Raw genomic sequence first — 21,444 nt, 5'->3', positions numbered from 1 at the left:
AGAGATCACCCGACGAACGCCCGCTCGATCACAAAGTCCGCAGGGCGCGCATTCGAACCTTCTTCGAACCCGGCATCTTCGAGCAGCTTGGCGAAATCGGCGATCATCGCGGTGCTGCCGCACATCATCACCCGATCGGTTTCGCGATCGAACGCCGCCGGCCCTTCGATCGGCGCGGCAAACAACGTGCCGTCCTCGATCAAGCCCTGGATACGCTTGCTGGTATGGAACGGCTCGCGCGTCACGGTTGGGATATAGTGCAACTGGGTCTGCGCCTGCTCGCCCACCAGCGGATCATCGGCCAGCTTGCCCGACAATTCCTCATGGAACGCCAGGTCGCTCACGCGGCGCACCGAATGCACCAGCACGATCTGTTCAAACCGCTCATAGGTGTCGGGATCGCGAAGCAGGCTAAGGAACGGCGCAAGGCCGGTGCCGGTCGACAGCAGGAACAGGCGCTTGCCCGGCGTCAGCGCGTCGGTCACCAGCGTGCCGGTGGGCTTGCGCCCCATATACAGCTCATCGCCCGCGACGACGTTCTGCAACCGCGACGTCAGCGGGCCGTCCTCGACCTTGATCGACAGAAACTCGATCTCGTCATGATAGGCCGCGCTCGAAATCGAATAGGCGCGCATCAGCGGCTTATCGTCGCCCTGCAACCCCAGCATCACGAACTCGCCCGAACGGAAGCGAAAGCTTGGCGGGCGATCGACCGCCAGGCTGAACAGATGCTCATTCCAATGGCGCACCCATTTCACCTCGACAGTGTCAAAGGCGGCGTGCGGCGGCTGGGTAAGCTTCGTGCGGGGGGCGTGCAAAGGACAGTCTCCGGTAACGCAAAAGGCGCGGCTTGTCGGCGGTCGATACCGACCTGTGGCGAAACGATCAACGCCGACGCGCATTAGGGATGATGCAGCCGCCCTATCGTGGATCGCGGCCCGCGTCGTGCCAGCTATTCTATACCGCCTCCAAGCAGCCGTTGAAGCCAGCACCGCCGACGGCCTTGGTCTATCGATCGTTAAGCGTTACCCGCTACACCACGCGGCGATGGCCGGCCTGTACCTTACCCGCAACGCGAACCGCGCAGTGGCCGATACGCGGCTGGGCATGGCTCGCGCGCAATATGCCCGCCACGGCTTTGGCCCGCCCAGCGAACATGCGGTGGCCGGCTGGCATATCCTCCACTTCGACTATGTCCTGGGCGGCCCCGCCACGCTGCATGTCGAGGGGGCGGATTTCGTGGCGGTGGCGGGCACACTCACCTTCGATTCGGCGATCGGCGCACCCGCGCTTGCGACCTTGCTGGCCAGCTTCGATACCGCGCCCGATTGGCAGCGTATCGGTGGCCAATTCACCGCGCTGATCCACAAAAACGGGCGCAGCTTTGTCTTCACCGACTGGTTTGCCGCGCACCAGGTGCATCACGACAGCGATCGCAGCTTCTTTTCGACCTCGCTGCTTGCCGCCGCCCGCTCGATGCCGGTGCTTCGGTTCGACCGCCAGGGCGTGTATGAATTCGCGTTCAACGTCGTGCCGATCGGCGAAGATAGCGTGTTCGCCGGGCTAAAGACGCTCGGCCCGCGCGCCATGATCGAACTGACCCGCGATGGCACGATCACCCATCCGCTCGAAAAACGCCTGCCCGATACGGTCAGCGATATGGCGCTGCCCGACCGGATCGGGCGGCACCGCCAGCGGCTGGCGCAAGTGGTCGCGGCGCATGCGGGGTCGTTTGGCGACCGCATCTTTTGCCCGCTGTCGGGCGGGCTCGATTCGCGGCTGCTGCTGGCGGCGCTGCGCGAGGCGGGCCACGCCCCGCATGTCTATGTCTATGGCGACCGCGACGAGGATGATGTCGTTTTTGCCCAAGCGATCGGCGACGCGATGGGGTTCGCGGTCGAATGGGTCGACAAGGACGGCGCGCTATCGATCACCCCCGATGGCTTTGCCGAGCAGGTGGCGCGCAACTTTGACCAGTTCGACGCGCTGCCGACCTTCGGCAATATCTTCGACAATGGCGGCGCGGCCTGGGCGCGCGACAAGCGCCATGCCGGCGGCGCGCTGGCGGCATCGGGCGGCTGCGGCGAGATCTGGCGCGATTTCTTCTTCCTCGCCGATCGCCCCGCCTCGGCCCGCACCGTCGCCCGCACCTTCTTCGCCCGCTTCGACGCCCGCGACGCGACCGCGTTGTTCGATCCGCGCGCCTTCATCGGCGCGATCGAGCGCAAGATCGCTGACGCGCTGGGCGTTGGCAGCCCCACCGCGCTGCTGTCGCGCCAATGGATTGAGCAAGCCTATCCGCACGTGCGCTGCCGGTCGCTGTTCGGGCGCGAGATCAGCCTCGAATCGCGTTACGGCGCATACCTGATGCCGTTCCTCGATCACCGGCTGGTGGCCGAGGCGATGGCGCTGCCGATGGCGCTCAAACAAGCTGGCCGGTTCGAGGCGCAGTTGCTCGCCGCGATCGACCCCGCGCTGGCCGCCCAACCCTCGGCCTATGGCCACCGCTTCACCGAGCCGCCCGGGCGCCGCCACCGCTTCAGCGAATGGTCCTCGCGGATCCGCCCCACCTGGGTGCGCCAGCACAGCTATGCGCTGCAACGCCGGCTGCGGCCGATGGGCGACGAACATGGCGGGCTGCTGACCCCCGATTACATGGCACGGGTGATCGACCTCGCCTTCCCCGCGATGCGCGCCTTCTTCAACATCGACCGGGTGACCGACACCGCGCTATGGCGCAGGATCGCGGCGCTGGAATATCTGGCGGCAGCACTCGGGGTGGCGACCGACGCTGCCTAGTGGATTGATTTTGACATTCGCATCCCGCCTGCGGCACGCTCTCGCTGCGAATGTCAAAATCATAAAATCCACTAGAATCACATAATTGCTAGTGGTCCTGGAGATTCTGACATTTGCTCCTGACTGAGCCGAAGGGGGTAGCAAATGTCAGAATCGGACCACTAGCCGCCAGCCGGTCGCGCATGCGTGGCCAGAAAGCGAGTCACCGCCGCCCGCGCCGCAGGATCGCCCAGCGCTCTGCCATGCCCGCCGGGTACGCTGACAAAGGTCACATCGACCTTTTTTGCGCGCAGGTCTGTGGCAAAATCGCGCATGATCGGGGCGGCGACGATCCTGTCATCGGCGGACGAGACCAGCAGGATCGGCGCGCCACTTGCGATCGCATACTCGGCATATTCAAACCGGGCGAGGACGGGATCGACGCGCAGCAGCACAAAGGGCCGGACAAGTGCAGGCACGAAACCGCGACCGATGCGCGGAATGTCGGCTGCGCTCCCTTCGATGATCAGCCCGTCAAAGCCGCCATTGCGGACCATCGCCGCCGCCTGCGATCCGCCAAAGGACAGGCCATAGGCGAACAGCCCCGCACGCCCGATCCAGCCGCGTGCGCGCAGCGCCTCGAGCAACGCCGGACCGTTCGCCAGCGAAGCGTCGATCGTCGGCGGCACGGTGGTGCCGCCACGGCCGGGATAGTCATACAGGATGATGTCGGTCTTGGCCGCGTCGGCCAGCGCCGCCGCCATCTGGCTCTGCCCGGCCACGAAACTGCCATTGCCGCCGCTATAGATCAGCGTCGCCTCGCTCGCCGGGTTGTCCAGCCGGACGACATGCACCGCCCCCACCGATGGCAGGACGATCAACGCTTCTTCCATCGTATAGCCCGGCGGCGCGGTGAGCGCGGCAGCGGGGGCTGGCATGGTTTGCGGGAAGAAACTGTCCTGGTTGATCGCCACGGTACAGCCGCCCAGCGCGAACGACAGGGCAAACAGCGTTGGCGTGCGACCCCTCACTCGATTGCCCCCTTATTGCCGCGCATATTCGGTCATCCGACCGCTCAGCATATTACCGCGCAACACCAGCTTATCACTCGACCAGTTCCGCACCAGCACGGTATCGTTCCTGAATCCCGGCACCGTCGATGCGCGGTTATTCTCCACCACCAGACCCGCCGATACGTTCTCGGCCCCCTCGGGCGCGACGGTGATCATCGTCGTCCAATTGTCCTTGCCGTTCCCCTGGACGAAGCTGTTGTCGGCGATCCGCCCCACCGCGCCGTTCGACAGGTCGATCATATAATTGGTCGCCTGTCCCTTGCTGTCGTCGAAGCTGTTGTCGACGATCTCGACCCGCGGGGCGCGGTTCTTGACATAATGACCGCCGGTGCCCTGCTCGAAGCGCGATCGCGTCACCTTCAGCGCGCCATAGTCGCCGATATACAGCGCGTGCGCGCCCGATCCGTCGGGATGCTTGCCCAGCCGCGCGAAGGTCGATTTGTCGACGCTGATCGTCGATTGCGGATCGCTCGCCGACAGGATGCCGCACTGGCCATCGACGAACATCGAATTGACGACCTCGAGGTCACCCTTCTCGATCCGGATGCCAGCGCCATTGCCGTCGTTTACGAAGGTGCGGGTGAAGACGATCCCGTCCACCTTGCTGCCCCGCCCGCGCAGCACGAACGTCGCCTTGTCCTCGCAGATCGCCGAATCGAACACCACGCTGCCCGGCGTCGTCGCGACGAAGCTGATCCGCCCCGCCTCTTGCACCGCGCAGTCGCGATAGCGCCCCGGCGCGATCCGGATCGTCCCCGTGCCGTCGCCGATCGCCTGCACCGCATCATATAGATTGCCGAAGCTCCGGCCCTGTTCGACGACGGTGAACGGCCCCTCGCCCTGGGGAAAAGCAGGCGCGGCGAGCAGGCTGGTGGCGGCTAGGCATGCGAAAATGCGCATCATCGGCTCTTTCGTGAAATCGGATGCTCCGACCTGCCACGCGCGGAAAGCCGCCGCCATGCCTTACCTTGTCGGCGCTACGACCCAGATCGGGATTCGGCTCCCCGGCGCGGGGTGGTCCCCCGTCATGCCTCAGGCCGCCGCGCGAACCAGATGACGTGGCGCGCGCCCTTGCCGTTGCTGCGCGCGCGCACGACGACTTCGTCGACCGTCAGGTCACCCTCACGCAGCCGCCGCGCGAACGGGGCATCGGGCGCGGCTGACCACACCGCCAGCACCCCGCCGGGCTTCAGCGCCCGCCGCACCGCCGCCACCCCCCTCGACGAATAGAGCCGGTCATTGCCCAGCCGGGTCAGCCCGTCAGGGCCGTTGTCGACATCGAGCAGGATCGCGTCATATTCGCCCTTGGCCTTGTCGATCGAGGCCGCGACATCCTCGAACACCACCGAAACACGCGCGTCGTCCAGGCATCCGGCGGTCAGCGCCGCCATCGGTCCCTTCGCCCATGCGACGATCTCGGGCACCAGTTCGGCGACCACCAGTTCGGCATCGCCCGGCAGCACCGCAAGCGCCGCTCGCAGCGTGAACCCCATGCCATAGCCGCCGATCAGGATACGCAGCGCCTTGCGCTGCGCCAGCCGCTCGCAGGTCATCGTCGCCAGCGCTTCCTCAGACCCGCTCATTCGACTGTTCATCAGCTCGTTGCGTTGCAGGACGATCATGAAATCGTCGCCGCGCCGAAACAGCTTGAGTTCTTCGCCGTCGGGCACCTGCGCGGTGCCGATCAATTCGCGGGGGATCAAATCGGGGTCGCTTCCACTATTCGGGCTGGATCGCTTGGAGGCGCATAAGCCAAAAGCGCGTGGGGCGACAAGCCGAGCGTCACGGCTTGGGCAATGGTCGCCATTTCCCCTTGGTCCGGCTGGTCAGATGAAAAAGGTCACACCGATCGCAGCGATAGGGCAGCAACGGCAACCCGATCGCCACCGCATGATCGGCGGCCTCGCCCGCCGAACCGAACCGCCTTTTGCGCGCGCAGACGCTGGCTTTAGTTCGCATCGGCTATCGCTCGCTGGCGGGCGTTGGATAGGATCCTGAACAAGCGCGGAGAACCCGCTTTAGGCGCGGGGCAACAAAGCGTTTTGCTCACGACTGTAGTGCCACGCGGTGGCCTGCCCGTCTTCGCCAATTTTAACGAGCCTTCCGCTGTACGGCTGGGCATCGCCAGACGCGATGTTGCGCTCAATGGCTAGGATCGCTTGATCGACATCGGTGAAATCGGCCCCCTTGATCGCGGACAAGCCATAGTTCCACCATTGCAGCCCAAGTAGCGCGTCTATTACCTTCTGCTCGAATCGGAACCGGATGACCTTAGCGGGAGAACCGCCAACAATCGCATATGGCGCGACATCTTTGGTGACGACCGAACGCGCGGCAATTACCGCGCCATCGCCGATTTTAACGCCGCGTCGAATAAATGCGCCTTCGCCGATCCAGACATCATTGCCGATGCTGATCTTTTCAATCCGGTTCGACATCGAATTGCCGATCGCGGCGACTGCCTTGTCAACCATTAGACGGTTGTCACCATAAAACTGGCTTAAATCGCCGAACTCGTCGAAGCCGGTCAAAACCGGTGATGCGGACAGAAAGTCGGTCGGATGTTCGACTTGACCCGAAACGATGTTGCTTGCGATCGAACAAAATCGACCAATCGTCGAAACGTGACGAATGAACGTCTCGCGCCCACCTAGGTAGCTATAGGCACCGACGAAATCGACGTCGTAGATACCTTTGCGGATGCTCACCGGCGCTTCGAGCAGCGTTTCCTTGGGCTCCGGAAAACCGAAAACAACTTCAGCAGCGATCCGCACTTGGTGCGCTTGGCTAACGGCTTGAGCGGAGGGAGAGATTTGCGACACCATCTCCGCGCTGTACGCCACGACCTATCGCGCGCCTAGCGCCAGCTTTCCATTTATCGCCACCGGCTATCCTGTAGCCGGAGCCTTATAACCCAGCCTCAACCGCCACGCGCACCATTTCAGCGGTGCGGTGAATACCCAGTCGCTCCATCACGATCGCGCGGTGCATCTTCACCGTCTTTTCCGACAGCCCCAAAATGCCTGCAATCTGCTTGTTCAGCAGGCCCTTGGCGACCATTTCGAGCACCTGGCGCTGGCGTTCGGACAAAGCCTTCACCGTTTCGGCGGCCTTGATCCGGCGGCTGTTCGAAGGTCCGGTCGCTCCTTCGGGAATCTCAACTTGCGAGCCCAAGAAATACAACAGTTCGTCGGTTTCGTCATAGATCGGCGCGACCAGCACCGCGTTACGGAACGGTGTGCCGTCGGCTTTGTAGTTCAGGATCTCGACCAGCGTCGGGCGGTGTTCTCGAACGCCCGCACGAATTTCCTCGGTCAGCCAGGGTTCGGTGCCCGGCCCCGAGAGGAAGCGGCAATTGCGCCCGACCACTTGGTCGCGCGGATAGCCGGTAAGATGGCAAAACGCTTCGTTGCAAGCAACGATAGGGTTGTCTTGCAATCGCGGATTACTGATCACCGACGCGATCGGACTATTTTCGATCAAGCCTTCGAAAGTAGCTTCGAGCCGGGGAGCATTCGGAGAGATCGTAGCCATTACCAGCAATATAGTGCGTGGGATGGGCGTTATCCAGTCCAGCCGGCGTACCCGGTCCTCATTTTTGACATTGTTCCGATACCGCGCCGCAGCGTGTCGTTTGCATCACACTGGTTATGGGCTAGCAGGCAGCCATGTCCTTGATTGATCGCTTCCTGTCGCGTGCCATTCGTCGCGGCGAACTCACCGTAACCTTCCCCGGCGGCCGCACCGCCACCTACGGCACCGCCGATCCGGCGATGAAGCCGGTGGCGATCCGCTTCGCCGACAGCCGCGCGCTTCGGCAATTGCTTGCCGATCCGTCGCTGGGCTCGGCCGAGGCATTCATGGACGGGCGGTTGCTGATCGAACACGGCGACATTCGGGATTTCCTTGCGATCGCTACCGCCAATAATCGCTGGGAGGAGGGGCGCGGGACACTAGACGCCAGCGCGTTCCGCCGTCATTTCGACAATGTCCGCTTCCGGATCGATCGGGTGAACATGGCGCGGCGATCGAAGCGCAACGTCGCGCATCACTATGACCTCAGCGATCGTCTGTACGACCTGTTCCTCGATGCCGACCGGCAATATAGCTGCGCTTATTATACCGATCCCTCGAATACGCTCGAACAGGCGCAGGACGACAAAAAGGCGCATATCGCCGCCAAGCTCGCGATCGAACCCGGCATGCGCGTGCTCGACATCGGCTGCGGCTGGGGCGGCATGGCGCTGTATCTCAACGCCAAGACCGGGGCCGATGTGCTTGGCGTCACCCTGTCGGAGGAGCAGCTAAAGGTCGCGCGCCGCCGCGCCGAGGAAGCGGGCGTTTCGGCGCAGGTGAAGTTCGAGCTGATCGACTATCGCGACGTCACCGGCCAATTCGACCGGATCGTCTCGGTGGGCATGTTCGAACATGTCGGCCCGGCGCATTACGGTGCCTTCATGCGCAAGGTCCGCGAGCTGCTCACGCCGACCGGGGTGATGCTGCTCCACACCATCGGCCGCGCGGGCGGCCCCGGCGTCACCGATGCCTTCACCGCCAAATATATCTTCCCCGGCGGCTATATCCCTGCCTTGTCCGAAATCATCCGCGCCAATGAAGGGCTGCGGATGTTCGTCACCGATGTCGAGGTGCTGCGCCGCCATTATGGCTACACGCTGGCGCAATGGTATGATCGCGTCGTCGCCGCCAAGGATGCGATCGTCGCGCTCTATGACGAGCGGTTTTACCGGATGTGGACCTATTATCTTGCCGGCAGCCAGGTGAGTTTCGATCATGGCGGCCTGGTCAACTATCAGGTTCAGTTCGCGCGCGACCGCGATGCGCTGCCGCTTACCCGCGATTACATCAACGAGCGCGAACAGGCGCTGCGTTCCGGCGGCTGAGCGCGTCCGAAAGAAGCACCTGTGCGGATTGCCCTGCCCCGCCGCCGCCGCTAGGACATCGCGCTCCTAACGGCTTGGGAGCGAGCATGACACGGGCACCGTTGGTCGGCATTATCATGGGCAGCACCTCCGATTGGGAGACGATGCGCGCCGCCGCAGACATGCTCGATACGCTGGATGTCCCCTATGAAACGCGCGTCGTGTCGGCGCACCGCACGCCCCAGCGGCTGCACGATTATGCCGAAAGCGCCGCCACGCGCGGCCTGAAGATCGTCGTCGCGGGTGCTGGCGGCGCAGCGCATCTGCCTGGCATGGTCGCGGCGATGACTCATCTGCCGGTGCTCGGCGTACCGGTGCAGTCAAAGGCGCTGAGCGGCATGGATAGCCTGCTCTCGATCGTCCAGATGCCCGCCGGCGTTCCCGTCGGCACGCTCGCGATCGGTGCCGCCGGCGCGACCAATGCCGGCCTGATGGCCGCATCGATCCTCGCGCTGGAGGACGCCGAATTGCGCGACCGCCTCATCGACTGGCGCACCCAGCAAACGAACCGCGTTCCCGAGGTACCAGCATGAACGATACCCCCGCCGCCCTGGCTCCCGGCTCGACGATCGGCATCCTTGGCAGCGGCCAGCTCGGCCGAATGCTGGCGATCGCGGCGGCGCAGCTTGGCTATCGCTGCCACATCTATGCCCCGGTCACCGGCCCCGCCAACGACGTCGCCGCCGCCTTCACCCGCGGTGCCTATGACGATGCCGCCGCGCTGGGTGCATTCGCCAGCGTCGTCGATGTCGTCACCTATGAGTTCGAGAATGTCGCCGCCGAAGCGCTTGCCGACATGGCCGATCGCGTCGCGGTGCGTCCTTCGATCGCGGCGCTGGTGACCGCGCAGGACCGCGTCGCCGAAAAGCGCTTCGTCGAGCAGCTCGGCGGACGCGCCGCACCCTGGGTGCCGGTTGCCGACCGCGCAGCACTCGATGCCGCGATCGCGCAAATCGGCACACCAGCGGTGCTGAAAACCACGCGCTTTGGCTATGACGGCAAGGGGCAGGCCCGGATCGCCTCCCCCGAAGATGCCGACGCCGCCTGGGCAACGATCGGCGGCGGCCCGGCGGTGCTCGAAGCGTTCGTCGATTTCACCCATGAATTCTCGATCCTGCTGGTGCGCGGCCTGGACGGTGACACCACCAGCTATGCCCCGCCACACAATGTCCATCGTGACGGCATCCTCGCGACCTCGACGCTCCCCGCCCCGCCCGAAGTCGCCGCGCAATGGACCGAAGCCGCCGCGCTTGCCGGTCGCGTGGCCGAAGCGCTCGATCATGTCGGAGTGCTGGCGATCGAATTCTTCGTCGGTGCCGAGGGTCCGATCTTCAACGAAATGGCCCCGCGCGTCCACAATAGCGGCCATTGGACGATCGAAGGTGCCGAAACCTCGCAATTCGAAAACCATATCCGCGCCATCTGCGGGTCGCCCTTGGGGCCGACCAGCCTGACGGGCACCAGCGTCGAAATGCTCAACCTGATCGGCGACGACGCAGCAGGAGCCGCGCGATTCCTGTCGGTCCCCGGCGCGCATGTGCACCTCTATGGCAAGCATGAGAGCCGCCCCGGTCGCAAGATGGGGCATGTCACGCGAGTGATTCGCTAGATCAGCAGCCAGTCGCTCGCATCGCGGCGGCCCACCGACCCGCCTTCGCTTCGCCGCGCCAGTTCGGTCTCGGCGGTGAAGCGGACATCCTCGTCGCGGTCGCCCAGGAACTTCTGGAGCGATTCATCCTCGATCTCGGACCATTCCTTGCCGCGATCGGGGCCATAGCGCACGCGCGGCAACAATCCGGGCACGCGCGACCATTCGAGCAATTGCGCCAGCGACGACTCATTGAGCATGTCGCGCAGGTGGAACGCGGTGACATAAGCGTCTGGAAAGGCGCGGTGGATCGGCAGCCCGCGCGCATGATCGATCCCCTCGGGCCTGCGCCAATAGCGCAGCACCTGGTTCGAAAAGCTCGGCGAATCGGGCCATAGCCGCATCGCGCATTTCCAGGTGCAGATCCAATCGGCCGATCGGGTGAGCGGCGGGGTGCAATATTGCTCCTCGAAGCTCGCGCGATGCGCCGCCAGCGCCAGCCGGCGCGGCCACGGATCGAGCGCCTGGCGCGCGACGTCGTGCCAATAGGGCGCATCGGCGACCTGTTCGTCGAGGATGTGGTGGATCGCCTGCGTAATCGGCGGGATCGGTCGCCCTGGGTTCACCAGCGTCGATCCGCCCTCGCCATATAATTCCCAGCGGCCATCTTCGCCCAGCGCGACGTCCTGCCAGCCGATCTCGCACACCGCATGGGCGGGCGGGGCGTTGCCGGTGGTTTCTAGGTCGATAACTCGGATGATCTGGGGCTTGGGGGCGCGCATCGGCGATATGTGGGGGCAAGCCGGCGCGAAGGCCAGCCCCTTCGCACCCTGATGGCCTAGCCGCTGTTGCGCAGCGCCGTAGCGATCGCGTTGATCGACAGCAAAATGCCCTCGCCGATCCGGGGATCGTCCTCGCCGGCGCGATAGCGTTTGAGCAATTCGATCTGCAACAGGTTCAGCGGCTCGATATAGGGGGTCCGCAACCGGATCGAGGTTTCGAGCGCCGGATGCTTTTCGAGCAATCGCGTCTGGCGGGTGATCGTCAGCAACCCGTCATGCGTCGCCTGCCAGCCATCGCGGATCTGGCCGAAGATGCGATCGGCCATCGTCCGATCCTCGACCAAGGCAGCATAGCGCGCAGCGACCCCCATGTCGGACTTGGCCAGCACCATCTCCATATTCGCCAGCGTCGCGGCAAAGAACGGCCATCCCGCCGCCATTTCGCGCAGCAGCCCCTTGTCGGGGAACGCCTGCAACGCCGCGCCGACGCCATACCAGCCCGGCAGCATCACCCGCGCCTGCGACCAGCTAAACACCCAGGGGATCGCACGCAGATCCTCGATCGCGTCGGATTTCTTGCGCGACGCCGGGCGCGACCCGATTTTAAGGCCCGAGATTTCGGCGATCGGCGTCATCTGGCGGAAAAAGGTGCGAAACCCGTCGGTCTCGTACACCAGTCCGCGATACGCCTTGAACGCGGTCGCCGACAATTCGTCCATCGCGGCGCAAAACCGCTCCGAATCAGCCGCCGCCAGCCGCACCGGTTCGAGGCTGGCGCGCAAAGTCGCGGCAGTCATCGCTTCCAGGTTCACCATCGCGCTTGCCCGCGTGCCGTATTTCGCCGCGATCACCTCGCCCTGTTCGGTGATTCGGATACGCCCCTGCACCGTCCCCGGCGGCTGCGCCTGGATCGCCGCGAACGCAGACCCACCGCCCCGCCCCACCGCGCCGCCGCGCCCATGGAACAGCTGGATCGCGACCCCGGCCTTTTCAAACACCGGCGCCAGCGCGGTCGATCCGCGCGACAATTGCCAGGTCGAGGTGAGGTAACCCCCATCCTTGTTCGAATCCGAATAGCCGATCATCACTTCCTGATGCCCGCGCGCCCGCGCCACGGCAGCGACCTCGGGCAAGGCGAACCAATCAGCCATGATCGCGGGCGCCGCCTCGAGATCGGCGACGGTTTCGAACAGCGGCACCACCATGATATGCGCCTGCGGCTGCTCACCCGGCACGTAAAGCCCGGCTTCCTTGAGCATCAAATGGACTTCGAGCAGGTCCGACACCGACTGCGCCATCGAAATCACGTAGTTGCGGATGCACTCGCGGCCATAAGTCGCATGCGCGCTCGCCGCCGCATGCAGGATCGCCAGCTCGCCCGCAGTCTCTTCCGAATAATCGGCATAGGGGCTGGTGAGCGGGCGCGGGCTTTCAAGTTCGCGGCGAAGCAGCGCCACCCGCGCATCCTCGTCGAGCGACAGATAATCGGCCTCGACGCCCGCGCCTTTGAGCAATTCAGCGACCACGCGCTCATGCACCGCCGAATTTTGCCGCAGGTCGAGCGTCGCCAGGTGAAAGCCGAACACCTCGACCGCACGGATCAACCGCCCCAGTGCCCCGCCCGATGCCAGCGCCCCCGATCCATTGGCCGCCAGCGCACGCGCGATCGACGCCAGATCGTCGCGCAGCGCCTGCGGGGTATCATAAGCCTCGCCGGTCAGCGGGCCGGGTAAGGGCGGGCGCTTGCCCACCAATTTCTGGTGCGTCGCCGCCAGCCGCGCGTAAATCCCCGACAGCGCCCGGCGATACGGCTCGTCGGCGCGGCTCAGCGCATGATCGCCGCTCGACTCGGCCAGCCGCCCGACCTCGCCATTGACGTGCGAAATCTCGGTCGAGATCGACAGCTCGGCCCCCAGCGCGTTCACCGCATCAAGATAATGGCCGATCGCAGTCTCAGCCGCCCGGCGCAGCGCATGGCCGAGCGATTCGGCGGTGACGTAAGGATTGCCGTCGCGATCGCCGCCGATCCAGCTGCCGGGTTTCAGGAAACTCGGGCAACGCTCGCCCAGCGCCCGGTCCCAGCGCGCATACAAGGCAGGCAGCGTCGGCAGAAACACGTCGCGCAGATAGGCAAGCGCGGTCTCGACCTCGTCGGTGACGTAGAGCCGCTCGCGCCGCAGCACCCGCGTCTGCCACAGCAACGCGATCTGGCGCAGGATGGCTTCGTCGACCTGGTCGCCGTCCTCGGTCTCGTCAATCCCGCGATCCTTCAGCGCCATCAGCTCGGCGATCCGGTTGCGGTGATCGATCATCGATTTGCGCCGCACTTCGGTCGGGTGCGCGGTCAGTACGGGCGCGATCAGCGCGTTCTGCATCAGCGCCATCACTTGCGCGCGGTCGATGCCGTCCTCGGCCAGCCGGGTCAGCGTGTGCGCGACATCGGCACCCTCGTCGATCGTAATCCCCTGCCGATCCTCGGCCAGATTCGCCAGCATCGAAAACAGCATGAACCCGCGCACGAAATCGAGCGTTTCGTCCAGGCTCAACCGGTCGAGCCCCTGGTCGATCGCGTCGGCCCCCGCGACGCCGCGATGCCGGTCGACCGAAGTCGATCGGATATATTCGGTGCGCTTGAACAATTCCTCGCCGCCATAGGCACGAATGACGTCGCCGAGCAGGCGGCCCAGAAAGCGGATGTCGGGATTGTTGGTGATCGAAGGGAGACTGGCCATGGGTTCTTGCTGCATTGCGACAGCGGCCAGGTCAACCGTTGTTAAATTGCGCCGTCACAAGTCCAAACGCCACATTCGTACATTCCGGGCGCGTTACAATCCCAGCGCGCGCGCGCTCCAATAGGTGATCCCCGCCGCGACATAGGCAAGCGCAAACAGATAGCCGAGCATGAACATCGGCCATTTCCAGCCATTAGTCTCACGCCTGGTCACCGCGATCGTCGAAATACATTGCGGCGCGAACACGAACCAGGCGAGGAAAGCCAGCGCCGTCGGCAGGCTCCAGCGCGCCTGTAACTGCTCGCGGATCGTCGCCTGCCCGCTTTCGCCTTCCGAATCCTCGACGGCATAGACGGTGCCGATCGCCGCCACCGCGACTTCGCGTGCCGCCATCGCCGGGATCAGCGCCAAGGCGATGTCATGATTGAAGCCGATCGGCGCGACCACGACCTCGATCCCGCTCGCGATCCTGCCTGCTATCGAATATTCGACCTGGCTCTGCCCGGTGGGAGCCTGCGGAAAGGTCAGCAGCGCCCACAGCGCCACCGTGGTGAGCAGAATGATCGACCCTGCACGCTTCAGAAACGCCTCGGCGCGTTGCCATAACCCGATCGCGAAATCGCGCAGTTGCGGCATCTGGTAGCGCGGCATTTCGAGCATGAAGCCCGACGACGCACCCTTGGCCACCGTCCGGCGCAGCACCAGCGCGACCACGAACGCACCGACGATCCCCAGGATATAGAGCGCGAACAGCACCAGTCCCTGCAGCCCGATTCCCGGCCCCACCGCGCGATCGGGAATGAACGCGCCGATGATGATGGTGTACACCGGCAACCGCGCCGAACAGGTCATCAGCGGCGCGATCAGGATCGTGGTTAGCCGGTCCTTTTCATCATCGATCGTCCGAGTCGCCATGATGCCGGGAATCGCGCAGGCAAAGCTCGACAACAGCGGGATGAACGCGCGCCCCGACAGCCCGACGCTGGCCATCAGCCGGTCCATCAGGAACGCCGCGCGCACCATATAGCCCGATGCTTCGAGCAGCAGGATGAAGGCGAACAGGATCAAAATCTGCGGCAGGAACACGATCACCGCGCCGACACCGGCGATGATGCCATCGACGATCAGCGATTGGACGAAACCATCGGGCAGCACCGCCGCCACCGCGCCGCCCAGTGCCGCCATCCCGTCCTCGATCCAGCCGATCGGTGCTTCGGACCAGGCGAACACCGCCTGAAACATCGTGAACAACAATGCCAGCAGGATCGCGGTGCCCCAGATCGGATGCAGCACGATATGATCGATCCGATGGGTCCAGCGACGCACGCTGGTTTCGCTTACCGTCGCGATCCGCGCCAGCTCGCGCGCCTCGCGCTGCAAGGTATGCAGCTCGGGCACCGCACCCGCCACCGTCGCTGCCGGCGCACCGGCCAGCAACAGCGCCGACAACGCCTCGCGCAACTCAGGCAACCCGCGCCGCCGCACCGCGACGGTCGCGATCACCGGCAGGTCGATCGCCTTGGCCAGCGCCTGCGGATCGAGCACCAGCCCATCGCGCTCGGCCAGGTCGACCATGTTGAGCGCAAGCACGATCGGCAGCCCGAGCGTCTTGAGCTGCAAGACAAAACGCAGATGATTATCGAGATTGCTGGCATCGACCACCACCACCAGCGCGTCCGGCCGGCGTTCGCCCGCCAACGCCCCGGTCACCACATCGCGAGTCACCCGCTCGTCGGGGCTTTCGGGGTCGAGGCTGTAGGTGCCGGGCAAGTCGAGCAGCTCGACCGGCCGTCCATCGCCAAGCGCCATCCGCCCCGAATGCCGCTCGACGGTAACGCCGGGATAATTGCCCACTTTTTGCCGCGCACCGGTGAGCGCGTTGAACAGCGCGCTTTTGCCGGCATTGGGATTGCCGACCAGCGCGACCATAGGAGGTTGATTCATGACCGGGGCAATGCCTTGTTCAGGCTGCCTCAACCTGCGGGAACGACATGGATCGTCTGCGCGACATGGCGGCGAAGCGCCACGGTCATCCGCCCGATCCGGCACGCCAGCGGGCCGCCGCCGATCGTCGCGCGATGCACCATCTCGACCGACACGCCCTCGTCCAGGCCCAATTCGCGCAGCCGCTTGGCTTCAGGCGCGGAGAGCCGCGACCAATCGACCGATTCGACCACGGCACGAAAAGCGTGCGGCAGTTGGGCGAGACTCATGACCGGCGAAAGCATTGCGAGCGATTATCAATAACTCACAGTAAACGCCAGCGATTTCTGTTGTCTTTTGCGCCCGCGTCAAACCACCGGATAGCGAAGCCGACCGATAAAGCGCGTCAGGCTCAGCCGGTGCGTCTTTGGGGTCAGCAACTTGGCCTTGGCCTTTTCGAAACGCATGATCCCCTCGATCCGCCGCGCCAGGAAGTCGCGCGTTTCGACATGGCCTTCGCTTTCGTCGTTCAGGAACACGCTGATCGTCGCGGCATAGACGCTGCCCAGGATCGCGCGCTTGGTATAGTGATTATAATCGGTCGCGGTATCGCCCGCGAGCCGCCACATCAGGTCGGCCGATCGCCAGCCCAGCCGCGCCGCGCGCGCCAGATGCTGCGGCATCGCCAGGATCGCCACCGCGCGGCGAAGCGCCTCGCGATCAGGGGCCAGCGCATCGAGCCGCGCCTCGACCAACGCTGCGATCTTCTCGCGGATTTTCATTGCCGCCAGCCGCTCTGCCGGCACCGCCTCGATCATCACGCGGTCGATCTGTGCGAACCAGGCGTCGATCATGTCGACCTGGCCGTTGCGAAACGCCAGCCGGGCGATGTCGGGGTCGACACCGATCTGCGCCGCCGTCGCATCGACCGCTGCCTGCGTCCAGCCGTCGAAGGCGGCATTGGGGGCGATTCGCGCGGCAAGCGCTGCACGGATTTCCTCAAGCGTCGCATCTTCGGGCAGGTCGGCCACGGGCATTCTCCAATCCATTATGATCTAGGGTCCGCCGCCGCCACCGGCAACGGCTCTTTCGTCACCTCCCCCTCGGGCGATGCTTTGGGTGCCCCCCGCCGCACCAGCACCAATGCTGCCCCGACCAGCAGCGCGCCGACCAAGTCGAGCGTCCCCAGCCGCTCGCCATACATCGCCCAGCCGATCGTTCCCGCCACCACCGGCTGCAACAACAGCGCCAGCCCCACCACCAACGGCGAGAGATGCCCCAGCGCATAGATCATCAGCCCCTGGCCGATCACCTGGCTGATCAGCGCGAGCAGGATAAGCGGTGTCCATTGGCTCGGCATGATCTGTTCGCCCAGCAACACCGTGAAAAGCAGCAGCGGCACGATCGACGCGACCGACGACAGCGCCAATGCCGACACCGGCAGCATCCTCGTCCGCGCCCGCGCCATCAGGATGAAATAAAGGGCATAGAGCACGCCCGCGAGCAGACAGAACATATCGCCCGCCAGGTTGCGCGGCGACAATTCGGCCGATCGCCCGAGCAACAGCACCGCGCCCAGCCCTGCCAGCAGCAACGCCACCGCCTGCATCCGCGTCGGCCACATCCGCGCGATCAGAAAGCCATAGATCGGATAGATGAACGTCGCCGAATTGCCGAACAGCGTCGAATTGGCGAGCGTCGTGCGCATGATCCCGAAATGCCAGCTCGCCAGATCTGCGGCAAAGGCGACGCCGGAGAACAGCAGCAACCCCCACAACCCCCGCGCCGAAGCGATCGGCCGCTCCTTCAGCGCAAAGGCAGCGATCAGCAGCACCGGCACCGCCAGCGCGATTCGCCAAAAGGCAGCCGCGACCGGCCCGGTATCGGCCATCCGCACGAACAATGGGCCAAAGGCGAGCGCGATATTGGCGGCGATCACCGCAAGGATCGGGCCGATCCCCGGAGCCGGGCTTGGGTCGACCGTAGTTTTGGTTGTGGACTTGGTGGGGTGCATAGCGCCCCCTAGCGCCCCATTTGCGTTTCGTCCTGAAACTTTCAAAGGAGCCCCTTATGGCTGGTTTGTTCGATCCGATTACCCTTGGCGCAGTGCAAGCGCCCAACCGAGTGCTGATGGCCCCGCTGACCCGCGGTCGCGCGACGCAAGACAGCGTGCCAACGGCGATCATGGGCGACTATTACGCGCAGCGCGCCTCTGCAGGCCTAATCATCAGCGAAGCCACCGGCATCAGCCGCGAAGGGCTTGGCTGGGCCTATGCCCCGGGCCTGTGGACCGACGAACAAGTCGAAGGTTGGAAGCCGGTGCTCGAACAGGTTCACAAGGCCGGCGGCCGGATCGTCGCCCAGCTTTGGCACATGGGCCGGCTGGTCCACCCCGATTTCCTCGGCGGCGACGCGCCCCTGTCGTCCTCGGCGACGCAGGCACCCGGCTCGGTCCGCACCTATTTATCGAGCGGCGAAAAGCGCGGCTATGGCATGGCGCGCGCAGCGACGCTCGACGACATCCAGCGCGTGCTCGACGATTACGCCCGCGCGACGCAAAACGCGCTCGATGCCGGCTTTGACGGGGTGCAGCTGCATGCAGCCAATGGCTATCTGATCGACCAGTTCCTGCGCGACAACACTAACCTGCGCGAAGACGAATATGGCGGCAGCCCCGAAAATCGCGCGCGCCTGCTGCGCGAGGCGATCGACCGGATCGTCGATGTCGCCGGCGGCGATCGCACCTCGGTACGCTTCTCGCCCAATGGCGACACCCAGGGGGTGATCGACAGCAATCCCGAGGCGTTGTTCCTGCCGATCGCGCACTATCTGTCGGGCAAGAAGCTGGCCTTTGTCGAACTGCGCGAACCCGGCCCCGACGGCACGTTCGGCTCGACCACCCAGCCGCCGATCTCGCCCGCCTTCCGCAAGGCCTATGACGGCGTGCTCGTGCTCAACCAGGATTTCGACGGCACACGCGCCCGCGACGTCGTCGAATCGGGTGCTGCGGACGCGGTCGCTTTCGGTCGCCCGTTCCTCGCCAATCCCGACCTGCCGGCGCGGCTGGAACAGGACGCGCCATTGACCAAGGATGACGTCCCCACTTGGTATTCGCGTGGCCCCGAGGGCTATACCGATTATCCGACGCTGGAAACCGAAGCGGCATAAGCCGCCAACGCCTCCCGCCGTTCCGCCAGCAAGCGGGCGGCGGGGGAGCGACGAAGCGTTATTTGCCCTCCCCGCTGCTTCGGCTAAAGCCGGGCCATGCACCGCCCCGCGCTTTCGATCGTCATTCCCTGTTTCAACGAGGCTGCTTGCCTCGACACGCTGCATGCGCGGGTGTCGGCTGCGGCGATCGATGCGGTCGGCAACGACCATGAGATCGTCCTGGTCAATGACGGATCGCGCGACGAAAGCTGGCCGGTGATGCAGCGGCTTGCCGCCGCCGACCCCCGGCTGGTGGCGATCAATCTGTCGCGCAACCACGGCCACCAATTGGCGCTCACCGCCGGCCTCGATCTATGCTCGGGCGAGCAGATCCTGATCCTCGACGCCGATCTACAGGATCCGCCCGAATTGCTGCCGCAGATGCGCGCGGTGATGGCCGCCGAATCGGCTGACGTCGTCTATGCCGTGCGCCGCCGACGCGAAGGCGAAACTTTTTTCAAAAAGCTGACCGCCGCTGTGTTTTACCGCGTGCTCGATCGCGTCACCGACACGCCGATCCCGCTCGACACCGGCGACTTCCGCCTGATGAGCCGCCGCGCGCTCGATGCCTTGCTGTCGATGCCCGAACAGGCGCGTTTCATTCGCGGGATGGTGGCGTGGGTCGGGTTCCGCCAAGTGCCCTTCGCCTATGACCGTGCCGAGCGTCATGCCGGCGAGACCAAATATCCGCTGTCGAAAATGCTCAGCTTCGCCTTCGACGCGGTCACCGGCTTCTCGACCGCGCCGCTTCGCTTCGCCAGCCATATCGGCATGTGGCTGTTCGCGCTGTCGTTCCTGCTGCTGATCTATATCGGCATCGGCTTCTTCACCGGCAGCGCGGTGCAGGGGTGGACGTCGATGATGCTGGTGACGGTGTTCCTGGGCGCGGTGCAAATGTTCGTGCTGGGGATGATCGGCGAATATCTGGGGCGGCTATACGTCGAATCGAAACGCCGCCCGCTCTATCTGGTCGCCGATGTCGCCGGGCCGGTGCAGGGGGTGGCGACGCTTGGCTATCGCGCCGGCGACGGGCAGATGGGCGAGGCGGTCACCCCGGCTCCTCCTTCGTCACCCCGGACTTGATCCGGGGTCCAGCTGCACGATCCACCACAAGCGATAAGCTGGTGGCAAACTCCGTCCTGGATGCCGGGTCTAGCCCGGCAAGACGATCTAGCCTTTCCGCGCGATCGTGATGATCGACAGCCCCGGCGGCAACGGCACCCGCCCGATCAAATGCCGCTCGAACCCGAACACCGTCTCGAACAGCGCATTGACCGGCCCCGGCGGCGGTGAATCGTCGCTGTCGTCCTTGCCGGTCAGCTTCCCGAACGCACGCGCGCCCACCGCCAGCGGAAACAGCAGCGAGTTGAAATAGCGAAGGCCATTATGCGTCAGCCCTGCCTCCGTCAGCGCTGCGCCCAGCGTCGCCTTGGAATAGCGGCGGTGATGATGGTTCACCACATCATGCGCCGACCACATCCAGGGGTGCGCGGGCACGGTAATGAGAACACAGCCGCCGGGCTTGAGCGTATCGGCGATCCCGCGCAGCGCGCCGACATCGTCCTCGATATGCTCGACCACATCCAGCACCGCGACCATGTCATAACTGCCGCGCGCCACCCCGGTGAGCTGCGGCAGCGGCGCGGTGCCGACCGGCTTGCCCAGCCGTGCGCTGGCGAATTCGGCAGCGGCTGGATCAATCTCGATCGCATCGACCTCGCCGAAGCGCGCCAGCATCGGCAGATTATGCCCGGTGCCGCAGCCAATCTCGAGGATCCGCGCATCGGCGGGCAATCCACCCTCGCGCGCGACATAATCCGCCAGAATGTCGCGCCGCGCGCGATACCACCAATGGGTAGTGTCGTGCGCCGCCATCCGGTCATAGACGATACGATCCATCAGCTATGTCCCATCAGCGAAAAACCCATTGGCGGTTGAGGAAGAAAGTGACGATCGGCACCAGGATGACGCCGGGGATCAATGGCACCCAGGGAGGCTGGTTGAGCAAATCGGTCGCGACCCAGGTGATCGCAGCGTGCATCGCCAGGCCGCTTGCCTGAACCCCGACGAACTTGGCCTGCTGCCCCGCGCCGGTGCGCTCACCATGCCCGCGAAAACTCCAGCGGCTGTGCAGCCAAAAGCCTGCGGTGACCGCGACCAGAAAGGCGGGCGGCACCGCGAACACCGCCTGGTCGCGCGCGAACACCCAGGTGGCGAGCGGCAGATAGACCGCGGTGTACAACGCGGTGGTGATGCCGCCTGCGAACAGGAAGCGCACCAGCTGGCCGACCATAGGATGCCCGCGCATTGCCCGTATCTGTCGAATCACCGCCGCCACGCCATCCTTGCCCTTTGCGCCCGCTGAGATAGGGAGTGCCCGTCTCCCCTCGTGCCGACCCTGTCGAAACGCTGTCCCTTACC

Annotated in this window: 21 protein-coding genes; 6 read left to right on the top strand and 15 right to left on the bottom strand. The window is 64.9% G+C overall.

Features of this window, described 5'->3' with window-relative positions:
- Nucleotides 1-5 precede the first annotated feature (5 nt).
- The gene (locus QU44_RS00490) at nt 6-818 is read right to left on the bottom strand and encodes a ferredoxin--NADP reductase (protein ID WP_033919418.1); all 813 of its coding nucleotides are present in this window, start codon (nt 816-818) and stop codon (nt 6-8) included.
- A gap of 229 nt (nt 819-1,047) precedes the next feature.
- On the opposite strand from QU44_RS00490, the gene QU44_RS00485 reads away from it, so the two are divergent.
- Nucleotides 1,048-2,799 (top strand): hypothetical protein, encoded by a 1,752-nt coding sequence (locus tag QU44_RS00485; protein ID WP_033919417.1) that lies wholly within the window; start codon nt 1,048-1,050, stop codon nt 2,797-2,799.
- A gap of 161 nt (nt 2,800-2,960) precedes the next feature.
- Here the strand turns inward: QU44_RS00485 and QU44_RS00480 are convergent, their stop codons facing one another.
- From QU44_RS00480 to QU44_RS00460, 6 genes are all read right to left on the bottom strand, one after another.
- Nucleotides 2,961-3,809, bottom strand: a complete 849-nt coding sequence (locus QU44_RS00480; RefSeq protein ID WP_156140837.1) for an alpha/beta hydrolase family protein — start codon at nt 3,807-3,809, stop codon at nt 2,961-2,963.
- A gap of 12 nt (nt 3,810-3,821) precedes the next feature.
- Complete coding sequence (locus tag QU44_RS00475; protein ID WP_033919571.1) at nt 3,822-4,751, bottom strand: hypothetical protein; 930 nt, start codon at nt 4,749-4,751, stop codon at nt 3,822-3,824.
- A 125-nt stretch (nt 4,752-4,876) separates the two neighbouring features.
- Nucleotides 4,877-5,554: a spermidine synthase gene (locus QU44_RS00470; protein WP_033919413.1), complete on the bottom strand. Its 678-nt coding sequence runs from the start codon at nt 5,552-5,554 to the stop codon at nt 4,877-4,879.
- A gap of 79 nt (nt 5,555-5,633) precedes the next feature.
- Entirely contained in the window at nt 5,634-5,810 is a 177-nt protein-coding gene (locus QU44_RS18435) for a hypothetical protein (protein ID WP_197054198.1), read from the bottom strand.
- Nucleotides 5,811-5,869: 59 nt separating this feature from the next.
- Entirely contained in the window at nt 5,870-6,694 is an 825-nt protein-coding gene (locus QU44_RS18825; protein ID WP_269429151.1) for a CatB-related O-acetyltransferase, read from the bottom strand.
- A 64-nt stretch (nt 6,695-6,758) separates the two neighbouring features.
- Nucleotides 6,759-7,385, bottom strand: coding sequence for a LuxR C-terminal-related transcriptional regulator (locus tag QU44_RS00460; protein WP_081987768.1), 627 nt, complete (start codon nt 7,383-7,385; stop codon nt 6,759-6,761).
- Nucleotides 7,386-7,519: 134 nt separating this feature from the next.
- Between QU44_RS00460 and QU44_RS00455 the strand changes: the two genes are divergently transcribed.
- The 3 genes from QU44_RS00455 to QU44_RS00445 all read left to right on the top strand — a co-directional run bounded on the left by QU44_RS00455 (nt 7,520) and on the right by QU44_RS00445 (nt 10,400).
- On the top strand, nt 7,520-8,752 hold the full coding sequence (locus QU44_RS00455; RefSeq protein WP_033919411.1) for an SAM-dependent methyltransferase: 1,233 nt from the start codon (nt 7,520-7,522) through the stop codon (nt 8,750-8,752).
- Between the two features lie 86 nt (nt 8,753-8,838).
- Entirely contained in the window at nt 8,839-9,324 is a 486-nt protein-coding gene (gene purE, locus QU44_RS00450) for a 5-(carboxyamino)imidazole ribonucleotide mutase (protein WP_033919410.1), read from the top strand.
- Nucleotides 9,321-10,400, top strand: a complete 1,080-nt coding sequence (locus tag QU44_RS00445; protein WP_033919409.1) for a 5-(carboxyamino)imidazole ribonucleotide synthase — start codon at nt 9,321-9,323, stop codon at nt 10,398-10,400. The genes purE and QU44_RS00445 overlap by 4 nt, the downstream gene beginning before the upstream one ends.
- On the opposite strand, the gene QU44_RS00440 is transcribed toward QU44_RS00445, so the two are convergent.
- The 6 genes from QU44_RS00440 to QU44_RS00415 form a co-directional block, all read right to left on the bottom strand.
- The gene (locus QU44_RS00440; protein WP_033919408.1) at nt 10,397-11,161 is read right to left on the bottom strand and encodes an exonuclease domain-containing protein; all 765 of its coding nucleotides are present in this window, start codon (nt 11,159-11,161) and stop codon (nt 10,397-10,399) included. The two genes, QU44_RS00445 and QU44_RS00440, sit on opposite strands and share 4 nt — an antisense overlap.
- A gap of 56 nt (nt 11,162-11,217) precedes the next feature.
- On the bottom strand, nt 11,218-13,893 hold the full coding sequence (gene ppc / locus QU44_RS00435; protein WP_033919568.1) for a phosphoenolpyruvate carboxylase: 2,676 nt from the start codon (nt 13,891-13,893) through the stop codon (nt 11,218-11,220).
- 93 nt (nt 13,894-13,986) lie between these two features.
- A complete protein-coding gene (gene feoB, locus QU44_RS00430) occupies nt 13,987-15,837 on the bottom strand; it encodes a ferrous iron transporter B (protein WP_033919406.1) in 1,851 nt (616 codons plus the stop codon).
- 29 nt (nt 15,838-15,866) lie between these two features.
- On the bottom strand, nt 15,867-16,106 hold the full coding sequence (locus tag QU44_RS00425) for a FeoA family protein (protein WP_231621552.1): 240 nt from the start codon (nt 16,104-16,106) through the stop codon (nt 15,867-15,869).
- 78 nt (nt 16,107-16,184) lie between these two features.
- Complete coding sequence (locus QU44_RS00420; protein WP_033919402.1) at nt 16,185-16,853, bottom strand: COQ9 family protein; 669 nt, start codon at nt 16,851-16,853, stop codon at nt 16,185-16,187.
- 11 nt (nt 16,854-16,864) lie between these two features.
- The gene (locus tag QU44_RS00415; RefSeq protein ID WP_081987767.1) at nt 16,865-17,830 is read right to left on the bottom strand and encodes a DMT family transporter; all 966 of its coding nucleotides are present in this window, start codon (nt 17,828-17,830) and stop codon (nt 16,865-16,867) included.
- A 56-nt stretch (nt 17,831-17,886) separates the two neighbouring features.
- Between QU44_RS00415 and QU44_RS00410 the strand changes: the two genes are divergently transcribed.
- Nucleotides 17,887-18,984 (top strand): alkene reductase, encoded by a 1,098-nt coding sequence (locus QU44_RS00410; RefSeq protein ID WP_033919400.1) that lies wholly within the window; start codon nt 17,887-17,889, stop codon nt 18,982-18,984.
- 96 nt (nt 18,985-19,080) lie between these two features.
- Nucleotides 19,081-20,106, top strand: coding sequence for a glycosyltransferase family 2 protein (locus QU44_RS00405; RefSeq protein ID WP_052134180.1), 1,026 nt, complete (start codon nt 19,081-19,083; stop codon nt 20,104-20,106).
- A gap of 87 nt (nt 20,107-20,193) precedes the next feature.
- On the opposite strand, the gene QU44_RS00400 is transcribed toward QU44_RS00405, so the two are convergent.
- Both QU44_RS00400 and QU44_RS00395 read right to left on the bottom strand, forming a co-directional pair.
- Nucleotides 20,194-20,922: a class I SAM-dependent methyltransferase gene (locus QU44_RS00400; protein ID WP_033919398.1), complete on the bottom strand. Its 729-nt coding sequence runs from the start codon at nt 20,920-20,922 to the stop codon at nt 20,194-20,196.
- 13 nt (nt 20,923-20,935) lie between these two features.
- Complete coding sequence (locus tag QU44_RS00395) at nt 20,936-21,331, bottom strand: GtrA family protein (protein WP_231621551.1); 396 nt, start codon at nt 21,329-21,331, stop codon at nt 20,936-20,938.
- Nucleotides 21,332-21,444 lie beyond the last annotated feature (113 nt).

The sequence above is a fragment of the Sphingomonas sp. 37zxx genome, from assembly GCF_000786205.1.
Lineage (GTDB): Bacteria > Pseudomonadota > Alphaproteobacteria > Sphingomonadales > Sphingomonadaceae > Sphingomonas.
This window is presented reverse-complemented; position numbering and strand designations above follow the sequence as displayed.